Raw genomic sequence first — 14,158 nt, 5'->3', positions numbered from 1 at the left:
AATTTTTATATAATTGCAATAATTTTCAATTAGAACTTATTGACAAATTTTTTAAATTAATTTATAAATTAATTTAAAGTTTAGACTTGGGAGGTGAACCATGGGCTGGTTCAAAAAAAGTATATTTTTTATGCTTGCATTAATGATGGGTATTGTTTTGATGCCTTTTTATGCTAAAGCAGCCGCGCCAAAACAAATACTTATTGGCACACTTTATGCAAGCTCGGGGCCATTTGCGACCTCTTCTACATCACAGTATCATGGTCTGGAATTTTGGGCAAATCAGGTTAACAAACAAGGGGGCGTGTATGTAGCTGCTTTTAAAAAGAAAATACCAGTAAAATTGATAGCATATGACGATCAAAGTTCTACAACCCTTGCAGCTACACTATACAACCAGTTAATTACAAGGGACAGGGTAAATATTTTAGTGGCAGACTTTGGTTCTGTGTTAACATCTGTTGCTGTGCCTATTGCGCAAGAACACAAAATGTTACTCTTTGATCCAACAGGTACTTCTGCAAAATTCTTTTCATCCCATAATCCATACCTTGTTCTTACAAGTCTACCAACAAGTGGCGTTTGGCCAACTGTATTGGCTGACTTTCTAATTTCTCACAAGATAAACAAAGTAGCTGTAATTTATTCAGCAAACGACTTTAATCAATCACAAGCAGAAACACTCAAATCTAAATTAGAAGCTGCCAAGATCAAACCTGTTTATTATCATGCTGTACCAACCGATACTTCAAATTATACTGTGCTTATAAGAACAGTTGAAGCAACACATCCCCAGGCACTTATAGAATTTGGATATCCAACAAATGATATAGCATTCTTGCAAAATTTGCAGGCAACTGGAGCCAAATTCAACATGGTATTTACCATCTTCCCCGGTCAACAACTTGCTTTGATAGAAAAAAATGTTGGAACAAAAGCACTTGAGTATACTTATACATACCCAACACCACCTTTGCTAGTTTATAACAAAGTAAACTATGGTATGCCAATGAGCGAATTTGAGAAGATCTACACACAAACAACAAAAAGACCTGTAGATTTTCTAACTGTAGCAGGCTATAATGCTGGTTTGATAATACAAAAAACACTTGCAACAAGCAAAGAATTCAACCAGCTATCATTCAGAAATGCAATAAATACTTTTTCAGGAAAATTATTCACACTCAATGGCTTGTTTAAAATCAACAATGAAGGTGCTCAAATTGGAGAATTTTTGCCTGTGGGACAATTCCAACCAACAAAAACCGGTTTAGTGTTGCATGTTGTATATCCACAAAATATTGCTACTGGAAAACCAATTTACCCAGCACCTTAAAGGCAAAATGGTATGGAACTGTTTTTCTACGCTTTAATTAGCGGAATTTTATATGGAATATTTTTTGCTCTTGTAGGTATAGGATTAAATTTAATCTTTGGCGTCATGCGAATGGTTAATCTAGCGCATGGAGATTTTATTATGCTGGGCGCTTTTGGCGCCTGGCTTGCTTTTAGTAAATTAAATATGAATCCACTTTTAGCTATACCAATAGAAATAGTGATTTTCATGATAATTGGTTTTGGTGTTTATTATGCATTTGTACCAAGGCTTTCAAAATCAAGAGATCCCGAAATGCTATCTTTTATACTATTTTTTGGTATTGCGCAGATTATAGAAGCACTTGCTATATTTGCTTTTGGAAATAATCAAAAATCTATACCGTTTTCTACATTAGGTAAGGGTAGCATAAGTATACTCTCACAGTCGATCCCATTCTCCTGGATTGTTAGCGCTGCTATTAGTCTTTTTACGATAGGTTTTGTTTATTATTATTTATACTTTACAAGAACTGGATATGCTACAAGGGCAATAATGTCAAGCCCAGAAGAAGCTTCAAGTGTAGGCATAGATGTTTCTAAAATATCTGCTTTTGCAATGGGTATAGGTTTAAGCTTAGCAGCTATAGCTGGAGTACTTGCCCCTTTTATGATTGGAAGCATAGACCCATCTATTGGTGCATCGCTTACCACAACATCTTTTGCAATCGTTGTAATTGGATCTTTGGGTAACCCAATTGGTACAATCCTTGGGGGTATTATATATGGACTTGCCATGATGTTTATGCAAACATATTTAGCATCATGGACCAATCTTGTTCCTTATGTTATTTTAATCTTAATTCTTCTGGTAAAACCCAGTGGGCTTTTAGGTAAAAAGGTGAGAAATGCGTAAAAAAAACATAAGACTGATTATTGGAATAATATTAATTTTAGTCATGACAGCTTTGTTTGCTGTGCTACCCAAAATTTACAACAATAATTTTTTACTTTTTAATATAATGCTCTATATAGCCTTAGCCGAAGGCTTAAATCTCATCTATGGCTTTACGGGATATTTGCCTTTTGGGTATGTGGGTTTTTTTGGCATAGGCGCATATAGTGCATCACTTTTGATATTACTTTTGCATGTAGGCGTTGTGCCAGCCATTTTACTTGGCGGCGTAGCTGCAAGCATAGTAGGCATAATATTAACGCCTCTTTTGAGGCTTTCTGGTGCATATTTTGCCATAGCAAATCTGGCTGCTTCTCAAGCCATTTATTATATAATATCAAATCCTCACTTAGAAAGTATAACACAGGGTCCCTACGGCATAATGCTATCAAGCGTTTATGATGCAACAGCTAGTTATAATGCCATGCTTATAGTAATGTTTTTTGCATTTATGCTTGTTTTGTTTTTCAGGCAATCAAGGTTTGGTTTATCGCTTATGGCTATAAGAGAAGATAGTATAACTGCAAGCGTAGCTGGCGTAAATGTAGTACTTGCACGCACTATTGCTTGGCTTTTGAGTGCATTTGTTGCAGGATTGTGTGGTGGTGTTTTTGCTTGGTATACATCTGTTTTTTACCCGGAAACGGTTTTTAGTTTAAATATAAGCATATTTGCTATTGTATTTGTACTTTTTGGTGGAGCTGCAACATTAATTGGACCATTAATTGGTACCGTTATTTTATACGGAATGTATAATTTTATAGGTATCTCAACACCACAATATTTTCAGTTGATTTACGGTCTTTTGATTGTTGTATTAATAATGTTTTTGCCAAATGGCGTTGTTTCTTTGTTTAAGAAGGTAAAAGACTATGTCCCTTAAAGAAATACTTAAAGTTGAAAATGTAGAAAAACGATTTGGTGGATTAAAAGCATTAAATAAAGTTAACTTAAGCGTTTACGAAAATGAGATATTGGGTCTTGTAGGACCAAACGGCTCTGGCAAAACTACACTTATAAATATAATATCTGGTATATACAAACCTGATGCTGGCAAAATTTACTTTTTTGGCAAACGCATAGATGGTGTAGCAACATATAAACTTGCTCATTTAGGAATAAATAGAACATTTCAGATACCAAAACCATTTCATGGTTTGACCGTGCGTGAAAATGTTGAAGTAGCTGCATTATATTCTGGCAAACAATGTCTAAAATCTTTTTTTAAACGCTTAAAAAACTTTAAATTTATTGAAAAAGGCTACTGCAATATTGAAGATGATGTCCAAACTGCTCTATCCATAGTAGGCTTAGATAAACTTCAAGACAAACAGGCAACGCAACTAAATACATCAGAGCAAAAATTATTAGGGCTTGCTCGCGCTCTTGCAACAAAACCTAAATTACTCCTTATAGATGAAATTGCAGCTGGCCTTAATCAAGAAGAAACAGACAAAATTGCGGAAATTTTACAGACACTTGTTAAAAAATCTATTTCTATTATTGTAGTTGAACATTTAATGCATTTCATTCACAAAATTACCTCAAGAGTAGTTGTAATGGATTCTGGATCACCTATTTTTGAAGGTACACTGGAGCAAGCTGCAAATGATAAAAAGGTTGTAGAAGTGTTTTTGGGAGGTTAGCATTGAGCCTACTGGAAGTTAAATCTTTAGAATCGGGATATAAGATATTGAAAGTTTTATGGGGCATTGATTTAAATGTTGAGCAAAAAGAAAGGGTTATTTTACTTGGTGTGAATGGTGCTGGAAAAACCACGCTTTTAAAAGCAATTATGGGCCTTTTAAAAATATTCAATGGCAAAATCTATTTTGAAGGCAAAGACATAACACACTTAAGAACTGACAAAAGGGTAAAGTTAGGTATAGCATATATGTCTGAAATTGGAATATTTCCAAATCTTACTGTAGATGAAAACCTTGATTTAGGTGCATTTTTTTTAGACAGCAAGCTTACACATCAAAGAAAACAGCAAATGTATGAATACTTTCAGGATTTATTGAGTCATAAAAAGGCTTTAGCGGGTAGTTTAAGTGGCGGTCAAAGAAAAATGCTTGGTATAGCAAAGCTTTTGATGTCAAACCCAAAACTTGTAGTTTTAGACGAGCCTTCAAACGGCCTTTCGCCTAAATTTGTAAAATTAATAATAAATATTTTAGACGATTTACAAAACAAAGAACAATTTTCAATCCTTATTGCAGAACAAAACATAGCTTTTTTAGACTTTGCGCAAAGAGGTTATGTTATAGATAATGGCAAAGTTGTAGTTTCAGGCAATTTATCCGATTTAAAATCAAATGATATAGTAAAAAAAGCATATTTTGGCATAGAAAATTAAATTTTTATTTCAAATCTAATAAAATTATTGACTTTTTTCTTATAAAATGTATTAATTATACGGTTGATTAATTTTTAAACTCAAAAGGAGAAACCATGTGGAAGCGTTTTTTAATTGCTCTTATAGTACTTTTGGTAATCTTTGGCGGTATTTTTGGTTTTAAAGCTTATATGGCCTCAAAACTAAAACAAGCTCAAATGATGCATGGCGCTTTAAAAGTATATGTAAGTGTTGCATACTCAAAGTTAGAAAACTGGCAGCCCTACTTAGAATCCATTGGCAATGTTGTATCAATTGATTCTGTTAACACAACAACACAGGTGAGCGGTCAGATTGAAAAAATTTACTTTGATTCGGGGGAATCTGTAAAAAAAGGCCAGATACTTGCTAAATTGGACGACTCCACGCAAAAAGCCCAGTTAGAACAATACAAAGCCCAGCTAATTCTTGATGAATTTAACTACACTCAGTATAAGCAATTATATGAAAAAAACGCTTCTTCAAAAGCTTCTTACATACAGTCACTATCGGCACTAAAGCAAACCCAGGCTTTAATAGCTCAAACTCAATCTATAATTGACAAAATGACCATAAAAGCCCCATTTTCAGGCATTTTAGGTATGAGGTATGTAAGTGTAGGTCAATATGTAAACCCCGGTCAACCAATTGTTTCTTTATATACGATTGATCCAATTTATGTGGATTTTACACTGCCTCAAAATGATTTAGAAAAGATTAGTGTAGGTCAAAAAATTGAGATTCATACCGACTCAGATCCAAATAAAACCATAATAGGTACAATAAAAACAATCAGTATAAACATAAATAATATTTCAAGAAATGCAACAATAAGAGCTATTGTTAACAATAAAGATAACCTGCTAAAACCTGGAATGTTTGTTAAGGTAAACATTATATTGCCTAAAATACCAAATGTGGTTGTTGTGCCAACTTTAGCAATAACCTATAATCCATATGGTAATTTTGTATATGTTGTAACAAAAAAAGGCAATGAGTATATTGCAAATACGGTATATGTCCAAACAGGTCAGACTCAAAACAACAAAGTGGTCATTCTAAAAGGCCTAAAAAGTGGCCAGATGGTTGTAACTCAAGGCCAGCTAAAGCTGAGAAACGGTTCAAGCGTAATTATTGAGTCTATAGACAAGGACTATTAAAATGAAATTTACTGACATTTTCATTAAAAAACCTGTTTTATCGGTTGTTATTAGCCTTGTAATCTTATTTTTGGGTTTAAGATCAATAACTGAGCTTGGCATAAGACAATTCCCTAAAACAGAAGATACACTAATTACGGTTCAAACCGCCTACCCAGGTGCAAGCGCTGATGTTGTGCAAGGATTTATTACAACGCCACTTGAGCGCGCAATTGCCTCAGCAGAAGGAATTGATTATATGACTTCTTCGAGTCAGGAAGGCATTAGCACAATAAATGTTTATATGAAACTAAACTACAATCCAAACGCTGCATTATCCGAAGTATTAGCCCAGGTAAACTCTGTTTTAAATCAGTTGCCAAAGCAGGCGCAGTTGCCCGTTATTACAAAAACAAGCGTTACAAATGTTGCGTATTTGTATCTTGCATTTACTTCAAACGGTATGAATTCATCTCAAATGACTGACTATATAAACCGCGTTATAGTACCTCAAATTCAAGCAGTAAATGGCGTTGGGCAAGTTATGGTTTATGGTAACAAAACATTTGCAATGCGCGTCTGGCTAAACCCTACAAAAATGGCTGAATTTCACATAACACCTTTACAGGTTTATCAGGCACTTTCGGCAAATAACTATATTTCTGCTACAGGCTACACAAAAAGCCCATACATTCAAATAAATATATCTACTGCAACTGATTTGCACACAGTTGATGAATTTAAAAATTTAGTTGTGGCTAATTATAATGGTACGCTTATACACTTAAAAGACATTTCAAAAGTAGAGTTAGGCTCTGTAAATTACTCAGCAACAAATATTTTTAACGGCAAAGAAGCAATAGTGCTTGGTATATTTACTACTCCAACGGCAAACCCTCTAACAGTTGTAGACAATATTTACAAAATACTGCCATCAATACAAAGCCAGCTACCAAGCGCAATGAAAATGAAAGTTGCATACGATAGAACAACCTACATTAGAACATCAATCGATGAAGTAATAAAAACAGTTTTAGAAACATTAATTGTTGTGATTGCCGTAATATTTTTGTTTTTGGGCTCATACAGAAGCGTTATAATTCCTGTTATTGCAATACCGCTATCTATAATTGGCGGTATGTTTATGATGTTTTTGCTTGGATACACTATAAATCTTCTAACATTACTAGCTATGGTTTTAGCTATTGGTCTTGTGGTAGATGATGCTATAATTGTTGTTGAAAATGTTGATAGACACATAAGTGAAGGCAAAAACCGTCTTGAAGCATCTCTTTTGGCTGCTAGAGAGCTTGGAGTACCGATTTTAGCCATGTCAATAACACTTGTTGCCGTATTTTTACCTATTGGCTTTATGAGTGGTCTAACTGGTGCTTTGTTTAAAGAGTTTGCCTTTACATTGGCTGGTGATGTTGTAATATCTGGTATTGTAGCACTGACACTATCTCCAATGCTTGCATCAAAATTTTTAAAAGAAGAAACAACAAAAAAAGGTTTTTCTAACTTTTTAGATAAACAATTTGAAGCGGTGCGCAAACTTTACTCAAAAATCTTAAAAGTAGTGTTAGATTCAAAGCCTGTTGTTGTATTTGTTATTGTTGTTGTGCTAACAAGCGCGTATTTTTTGTTTATTACAAGCAAATCGGAACTAGCCCCAACAGAAGATCAAGGTGTAATATTTGTCCAAGGCACAGGCGCACCAACAGCTACACTTAATGACCTTACAAAAAGCGCAAAGCAAATTGAACAAATATACAAAACATTCCCCGAGCTTCAGCAGTACTTTATGGCATTGGGTTTTGGCTCATCAAACAACGCTCTAATTTCTGGATTTATGCTAAAGCCATGGAACCAGCGCAAAAAAACACAAATGGAAATAATGCCTTATTTACAGCAAAAATTAAACACAGTACCTGGTTTGCAAATTGTTGCTTTTCCTTTGCCAAGTTTGCCTGGTTCTCAGGGTTTACCAGTTCAATTTGTAATAACAACAACATCAAATTACCAACAACTGTATGAAGTCTCAAATGAATTTATTGCTCAAGCTATGAAAAGCGGTCTTTTTGCTTTCATGGACAGCGATCTTAAATATGACCAGCCTCAAATAGATATAAAAATAGATAAAAGCAAAGCTCAAAGTATGGGAATAAATATGCAAACAATAGGTGATAGTCTTTCTACGCTTTTAAGTGAAAACTACATAAACTGGTTTAGCATGCAAGGTTACAGTTATAAAGTCATACCACAGGTACCTGAAAAATACAGGCTTGATCAAAATAGCTTAAAAAATTATTACATTAGTGCTTCAAACGGCCAGCTGGTACCATTATCAAGCATTATTACTATCAAAACAAACACAGTTCCCCAAGCTCTAAACAGGTTTAACCAGCAAAATAGTGCAACCATATCTGCCACAATGAAGCCAGGCGTAACGCTTGGTCAGGCACTTAATTATTTAGAAAAATTATCAAAGAAAATTTTTCCTCAGGGTTATACTTACAATTTTTCTGGACAATCACGCCAATTTGTCCAGGAAGGCTCAAGTATGCTCATTACCTTTATCTTTGCGCTTGTAATAATATATCTTGTTTTATCAGCATTGTTTGAAAGTTTTGTAGATCCACTCATAATACTAATTAGCGTTCCTATGTCTATAACCGGTGCATTAATATTTTTAAGTCTGGGGTTTGCTACGGTTAATATTTACACTGAAGTTGGTTTGGTTACATTAATCGGTCTGGTTAGCAAGCATGGCATACTCATTGTAAAATTTGCAAATGACTTGCAAAATCAGGGAGTTAAAAAACGAGAAGCTATAGAACAAGCTGCTCAAATTAGGCTACGCCCAATTTTAATGACCACGGCTGCAATGGTTTTTGGCGTTGTACCGTTACTTGCCGCAACTGGCGCTGGTGCTGTTAGCAGGTTTGATATAGGTCTTGTAATAGCAAGCGGTCTTGGCATAGGTACTTTTTTAACAATATTTATTGTACCTACAGTGTATTTGCTCCTTGGCAAAGATATTAGCAAAACCGCTTGAAAAAGTGCAAAAAGACAAAATAATACGTGCAATAAATTATTTTATAAGTCCCCAAAGCATCTTTATTGCTACAACATACAAAACAATAGCTATGATTTTTTTTACCTGATTGGCACTCAATTTTGTGGTCATTGCCCAAGAACCCACCAAAGCACCTGCAATTGAAGCAGCAATGCACAAGCTCAACAGCACAATATCAATGTTACCCATTGCAATGTGACCCAAAAAGCCCGCAAAAGACAAAAAGATTACAATAAAAGCCGTGGTGCCCGATGCATTTTTTGGGTTAAAGCCACTTGCAACAAGTCCAGGTACTATAAAGTTTCCCCCTCCAACGCCAAGCAAACCGCCAAGGTATCCTGCGCCAACTCCTAAAATACTTCCCAGTGCCCAATCGTTAACCTTTTTTTGCTCAGTTTGCTTTGGTTTGTAAAACAACATCATTGTACCGGCAAAAAGTAAAAACAATACAAAAAACAAAAGCAAAAGTTCTTTTGAAAAATACTTTGTACTGTATGCTCCAAGCGGTGAAAATACAATCCCAAACACTATTATAGGAATAGCTGCCTTGAAATTCACAAGGTGATTTTTAATGTAGCCTATACTTGCAAAGCTCATGCTTACAGCATTAAGAAGCAATCCAATAGCCATAGCTTCTTTCAGTGGAATACCCAAATAATACAGCGTAGGAATTACAATAAATGCTGCGCCCAAACCCGCTACAGTTAAAAAGATTGTAAATATAAATATAATAAGTGGTCCAAGTATTAAAGTCAGCATCTAAGCCTCACTTTGAGTAAGTAAAGCAGTCAAGGCAAACTTTTTTAGAGTTTTCAATCCTTGCGTAATTTTCTGCACACAACTGACCGCATATTTCACACTCTACAAGGTTAAATGTTGTGGGTGGCTCAAAAAAGTCATAGTCAAATGGACCTTTAATCTCAATAAGCTCTTCAACTGGCGTGTCAAAAGGCTTTTTTAACATCCCAAAAGCAATCTCAGATGGTATGTCAGATGGCTTTATTCCTTTTTTTCTAAACTCTGTAATAAACGGTGAATTAAACGCATTTTTCATTACTTCATTTCTTATGCGTACATGCACAGCTTTTTTTGTTAGCTTGTCTATTAGCAAGAAAGCAAACTTGCCTTTTGGGTCTTTTTTCATAAGCCCTTTGCCAAATGTAGCGCCCGTTGAAAACTGCACACCATCTGCAAAACAGCCCGCTGCATGATTGTCTCCAGACTCAAGAATTACAAATTTATCCATATTTTGCTCTCTTTCTACACCTAAAGCTTTTAATGCAGTTTCTCCTGCTATAAACCCAAGCGGCATACCACCACATACGTGACCATGAATGGTAAGGCTTGATACAAGAAGCTTTGATCTTTTTTCATCTAAACCTAATTGATCTACTAATTTTACAAAATCATTCATTGAAACCTCCTAAAGTTTACATTTGTTATAACAATATAACCAAAATTAAAAATTTGTCAAGATAGTATAGCTTATTAGAAATATTTACATTATTTCATAATTGAGTCACAAATATGAAATAAAAACCATATAGCTTGAAAATAATATGAGAGAAGAATTTGAAAAACAAATTATACAAATGATACTTAAAAATTTTGATATACAAAGCGAAATTTATGAACTTGAAAGTTCGCTGCAAAAAAACGGTTTAAAACGATTAAATAACATCAAAAAAACATTGCTTGCACTTAAAAAATTCAAAGACAGGCAAATTATCTTTTTTCTTTTTTTAAAAGCCAAAATTTTAGAATTTGTCCATATTTAAACATTGACTTTTTTGCAAAAAGTGATTAGTATTAAAATATGTTAGAAAAAATCAATATAAAAACTGATTGTCACAAGTGCCTATTAAATATAACAGATAAAATCCAGCAGGTTTTGCCCAAAAAAAATGGTATTTGCCTTATATTTGTGCCTCACACAACCGCAGCTATCACAATAAACGAAGGCGCCGATAAAGATGTAAGTTTAGACATTGTAAATCACCTGCAAAAACTAATACCCAAAAATGCTGGCTTTTTACATATTGAAGGAAACTCTGATGCGCATATTGTATCAAGCCTAATAGGCACTTCATTAGAAGTAATAGTCGAAAATGGAAAAATTATACTTGGAGTTTGGCAGAAAATATTTTTTGTAGAATTTGATGGTCCACGCAATAGAAGCGTTTATGTAAAATTTATAGAAGGATGAATTTATGAAATATTTGATCTTATTAGGCGATGGCATGGCAGATTACAAAATCAAAGAACTTGGCAATAAAACACCCCTTGAATACGCAAACACACCTCACATGGATAAACTTGCAAGCGGCATAGTGGGGCTTTTAAAAACTGTACCAGACGGTTTGCCGCCTGGCTCTGATGTGGCAAATTTAAGTGCAATCGGCTACGACCCAAAACAAATCTATACAGGAAGAGCACCAATTGAAGCGCTTGCCAAAAATATTGCACTTGGCCCAGATGATGTAGCCTACAGATGCAACTTTGTAACCATAGAAAATGACATTATGAAAGACTTTAGCGCCTCGCATATAAGCTCAGATGATGCAAAAAAACTTATTGATTTGTTAAACGAGCAATTAAAGCTTGATAATATCGAGTTTTTTGCTGGGGTTAGCTACAGAAACCTAATGATTTGGAAAAATGGCAAAACAGACTCTACTACACCACCGCACGATATTACAGACAAAAACATAAATGATTACCTACCAAAAGGCGAGGCTAGAAACGAGCTCATAAAAATCATGCAAATGGCTAAAGAAATTCTAAAGCATCCGATAAACAATACATTAGCAAATGCAATCTGGCTATGGGGCGAAGGCAAAGCACCAAAAGCACCACCCTATAGGGAAGTTTACGGGATTGATGGCGCAGTTATCAGCGCGGTGGATTTAATGAAAGGCATAGGCAAGTTATTAAAGCTTGAAACGCCTTATGTTGAAGGTGCAACTGGTTTTATTGATACAAACTACGACGGCAAAATGAAAGCTGCCTACAATGCTTTAAAAGAGCATGGGTTTGCTTATGTGCATATTGAAGCGCCAGATGAGGCCGGGCATATGGGAGATTTAGAGCTAAAGATTAAAGCTATTGAATTATTTGACAAAAATATAGCAGCACAAGCAATTGAATTTGCTAAAGAATTTGATTTAAAAATTGCATGCTTGCCAGATCATCCCACACCAATTAGTCTAAAAACGCACACAAGCGACCCGGTGCCTTTTGCCATCTGGCATGGACAGTCTGGCTCAAAAAAATATTGCGAGGATTTAGGTAAAATCGGTGTATTTTTGGAAAATGGTACAGAATTTGGAAAATTCTTTTTTAAAGATACATAATAAAAATGCCCCAAAGCCAAATAGGAGTGGCAAATGGTAGGCCCAATTGATATGCAAAGCGTTATATTAAACTCCTATACTCAGTCTAACGTAAACAATAATCTACTACTTCAAGCAGCCCAGGCAGACAATGTAAAGCGAATAGCACACAAAAAAGAACAAGAAGAAGAAAATACAAAAGTAGAAAACGCTCAAAATTCTCAAAATCCAAATATTAGCGAACATCAAAAGCCAAAAGCTCAAGAAAATACTCCTACAAACGCTGAAAAACACATTGATGTAAAAGTTTAAGGTTTGTTTTTGAATTAAAGTGTGGAGATTCTTCGCTTGCGCTATAGCTTGTTCAGAATGATAAAAAGGTGGTGTCATCACAAACGCATGTAAAAGGATCTAATTTGAGATTCTTCGCACACTTTCGTGTGCTTCAGAATGACAAAAGGAACTTCATCCTGAAGCGTTAGCGAAGGATCTACTATAGAGATTTTCAAGCGCTTTGTGATCCCCTTAGAATGACAAAAAACCCTCCTAAAAAGGAGGGTTTTAAAAGGTTTAAATATGAAAAAAAGGCTTTTTTTAAAATTTATAAGTACCTACAAAAAATACCTGATTGCTTACTCTGCCGTTATTGGGATCATTGTTTGAGCCTACATAGTATGTTTTGTTCCTATCATACTCTAGACCCAGCGTTGCTGATTTTGTTAAATTGTAGCCCATATTGACAAATATTGTAGATGCTTTTCGCGCATACGCGGTTGTTGTTGTGTTGCTTAGAGTAGTTAAGTTGCCAAATACTACCTGAGAGTAACCACCAGCTATTGTTATTGGTAAGTGTGCAAGACTGTTAAAATCAACCTTTAACATAGCATCCCATGCTGTAGCACTAACTTTTTCTATTGAAGTACCACTTAGGTAATATGATGGAGGCATAACATTGCCAGATAGCAAATCATATTTTGTAAATCCCTTTGAGTAGTGCGCATCGGTTTTAAAACTTACAAAATAAATTGGCAACTCTAACCCACCGCCAAATTCATATGAATTTTGGTTTGAGCTATCAATACCTGCTGTTTGCTTTGTTAATTTTAAATTTTGCCACTGAAAATCAGCATAAAAGCTAGCAGGCTTACCTAAACCAGTATTAAACTCAACTGGTAATCTTACACCCAAACCTGGCATTGTGGATCTATAGCTATCAAAGCCACTTTGAGAAATAAATGTAGTTAATAAATCTTGCGCTGCAATTTGCGGGTTTAGCTTTACACTTCCTAAATCAAACTTAACACCAAACCCTACCTGTGGGATTCTATTAGTAGGTCCGCATGATGAGCCTGCAATGTTAACCGGACCATTCATAGTGTAGGAAATATAAAAACCTGAGTTAGACGTTTGACCAACTAATAGCCATGGTGTGTAGTTGCAGACTTCCTGGCAAAATTCTTTTACAAAATACGCATGGCGAAGTCTAAAGTTACCATTGCCATCAGTTGAAATATTTGCGCCGCCACCCCAAAAATCACCTTCAATTAAGCCTTTAATGCCTTCGGATTTGTTTTCTAATGCAAGAGACAGTCTTGTAAAGTTTGCAGTTGAACCAAATGATGTTTGTGCCGCAGATGATTTAGTGTTTGCCTTGGTAAACTCTGGGTTTGCAGTATTGGCTAAAAATCCCTGGTTATTGGCCCAATCAAAATACATCTGAGTAAAGCCACTGATACTGATATTTGTATCAGTCTTTGTTGTAACGCTACCAGCACTTGCAATGCTTACACCACCAAGAATAGATAGTGCAACTACTGCAGAAACCAACTTTTTTTTCATCTAACACCTCCAATTTTAATATTCTCATTTAAATGAGAATGTAATATATTATTAATTCAGATTATAAAAAAATTATTTTTATATGTCAAGAAAAAAATAAAAATTTAACCTATATAATTTACT

At 34.9% G+C, this 14,158-nt stretch carries 14 protein-coding genes; 11 read left to right on the top strand and 3 right to left on the bottom strand.

Annotated features, from left to right (window positions below):
* Positions 1 to 100: 100 nt before the first annotated feature.
* The 7 genes from Q0C22_RS06160 (at position 101) to Q0C22_RS06130 (ending at position 8,843) form a co-directional block, all read left to right on the top strand.
* The gene (locus Q0C22_RS06160; protein WP_291492836.1) at positions 101 to 1,336 is read left to right on the top strand and encodes an ABC transporter substrate-binding protein; all 1,236 of its coding nucleotides are present in this window, start codon (positions 101 to 103) and stop codon (positions 1,334 to 1,336) included.
* Positions 1,337 to 1,348: 12 nt separating this feature from the next.
* On the top strand, positions 1,349 to 2,230 hold the full coding sequence (locus tag Q0C22_RS06155; RefSeq protein WP_291492834.1) for a branched-chain amino acid ABC transporter permease: 882 nt from the start codon (positions 1,349 to 1,351) through the stop codon (positions 2,228 to 2,230).
* Positions 2,223 to 3,152, top strand: coding sequence for a branched-chain amino acid ABC transporter permease (locus Q0C22_RS06150; RefSeq protein ID WP_291492832.1), 930 nt, complete (start codon positions 2,223 to 2,225; stop codon positions 3,150 to 3,152). Before Q0C22_RS06155 ends, Q0C22_RS06150 begins: the two co-directional genes overlap by 8 nt.
* The gene (locus Q0C22_RS06145) at positions 3,142 to 3,915 is read left to right on the top strand and encodes an ABC transporter ATP-binding protein (protein ID WP_291492830.1); all 774 of its coding nucleotides are present in this window, start codon (positions 3,142 to 3,144) and stop codon (positions 3,913 to 3,915) included. The genes Q0C22_RS06150 and Q0C22_RS06145 overlap by 11 nt, the downstream gene beginning before the upstream one ends.
* 2 nt (positions 3,916 to 3,917) lie before the next feature.
* Positions 3,918 to 4,628 (top strand): ABC transporter ATP-binding protein, encoded by a 711-nt coding sequence (locus tag Q0C22_RS06140; RefSeq protein ID WP_291492828.1) that lies wholly within the window; start codon positions 3,918 to 3,920, stop codon positions 4,626 to 4,628.
* Positions 4,629 to 4,723: 95 nt separating this feature from the next.
* Positions 4,724 to 5,806, top strand: coding sequence for an efflux RND transporter periplasmic adaptor subunit (locus Q0C22_RS06135; protein WP_291492826.1), 1,083 nt, complete (start codon positions 4,724 to 4,726; stop codon positions 5,804 to 5,806).
* A gap of 1 nt (position 5,807) precedes the next feature.
* Complete coding sequence (locus Q0C22_RS06130) at positions 5,808 to 8,843, top strand: efflux RND transporter permease subunit (protein WP_291492824.1); 3,036 nt, start codon at positions 5,808 to 5,810, stop codon at positions 8,841 to 8,843.
* A 36-nt stretch (positions 8,844 to 8,879) separates the two neighbouring features.
* Here the strand turns inward: Q0C22_RS06130 and Q0C22_RS06125 are convergent, their stop codons facing one another.
* The gene (locus Q0C22_RS06125) at positions 8,880 to 9,623 is read right to left on the bottom strand and encodes a sulfite exporter TauE/SafE family protein (protein WP_291492823.1); all 744 of its coding nucleotides are present in this window, start codon (positions 9,621 to 9,623) and stop codon (positions 8,880 to 8,882) included.
* A gap of 7 nt (positions 9,624 to 9,630) precedes the next feature.
* Positions 9,631 to 10,278 (bottom strand): FmdE family protein, encoded by a 648-nt coding sequence (locus Q0C22_RS06120; protein ID WP_291492821.1) that lies wholly within the window; start codon positions 10,276 to 10,278, stop codon positions 9,631 to 9,633.
* A gap of 145 nt (positions 10,279 to 10,423) precedes the next feature.
* Here Q0C22_RS06120 and Q0C22_RS06115 point away from each other — a divergent pair, with 145 nt between their 5' ends.
* From Q0C22_RS06115 to Q0C22_RS06100, 4 genes are read left to right on the top strand one after another with little or no spacing between them, the layout of a single operon-like run.
* Positions 10,424 to 10,642 (top strand): hypothetical protein, encoded by a 219-nt coding sequence (locus tag Q0C22_RS06115; RefSeq protein WP_291492819.1) that lies wholly within the window; start codon positions 10,424 to 10,426, stop codon positions 10,640 to 10,642.
* Between the two features lie 38 nt (positions 10,643 to 10,680).
* Positions 10,681 to 11,070, top strand: coding sequence for a secondary thiamine-phosphate synthase enzyme YjbQ (locus Q0C22_RS06110; protein WP_092129049.1), 390 nt, complete (start codon positions 10,681 to 10,683; stop codon positions 11,068 to 11,070).
* A gap of 4 nt (positions 11,071 to 11,074) precedes the next feature.
* Positions 11,075 to 12,217 carry a cofactor-independent phosphoglycerate mutase gene (locus Q0C22_RS06105; protein WP_291492816.1) on the top strand — a complete coding sequence of 381 codons (1,143 nt, stop codon included), beginning with the start codon at positions 11,075 to 11,077 and terminating at the stop codon, positions 12,215 to 12,217.
* A 33-nt stretch (positions 12,218 to 12,250) separates the two neighbouring features.
* The gene (locus Q0C22_RS06100) at positions 12,251 to 12,508 is read left to right on the top strand and encodes a hypothetical protein (RefSeq protein ID WP_291492814.1); all 258 of its coding nucleotides are present in this window, start codon (positions 12,251 to 12,253) and stop codon (positions 12,506 to 12,508) included.
* Between the two features lie 282 nt (positions 12,509 to 12,790).
* On the opposite strand, the gene Q0C22_RS06095 is transcribed toward Q0C22_RS06100, so the two are convergent.
* Positions 12,791 to 14,035: a hypothetical protein gene (locus Q0C22_RS06095; RefSeq protein WP_291492812.1), complete on the bottom strand. Its 1,245-nt coding sequence runs from the start codon at positions 14,033 to 14,035 to the stop codon at positions 12,791 to 12,793.
* Positions 14,036 to 14,158: the final 123 nt, after the last annotated feature.

This window comes from Desulfurella sp. (assembly GCF_023256235.1).
Classification (GTDB): domain Bacteria; phylum Campylobacterota_A; class Desulfurellia; order Desulfurellales; family Desulfurellaceae; genus Desulfurella.
The sequence above is the reverse complement of the archived record's forward strand: the minus strand, read 5'-3'. Positions and strand labels throughout refer to the sequence as shown.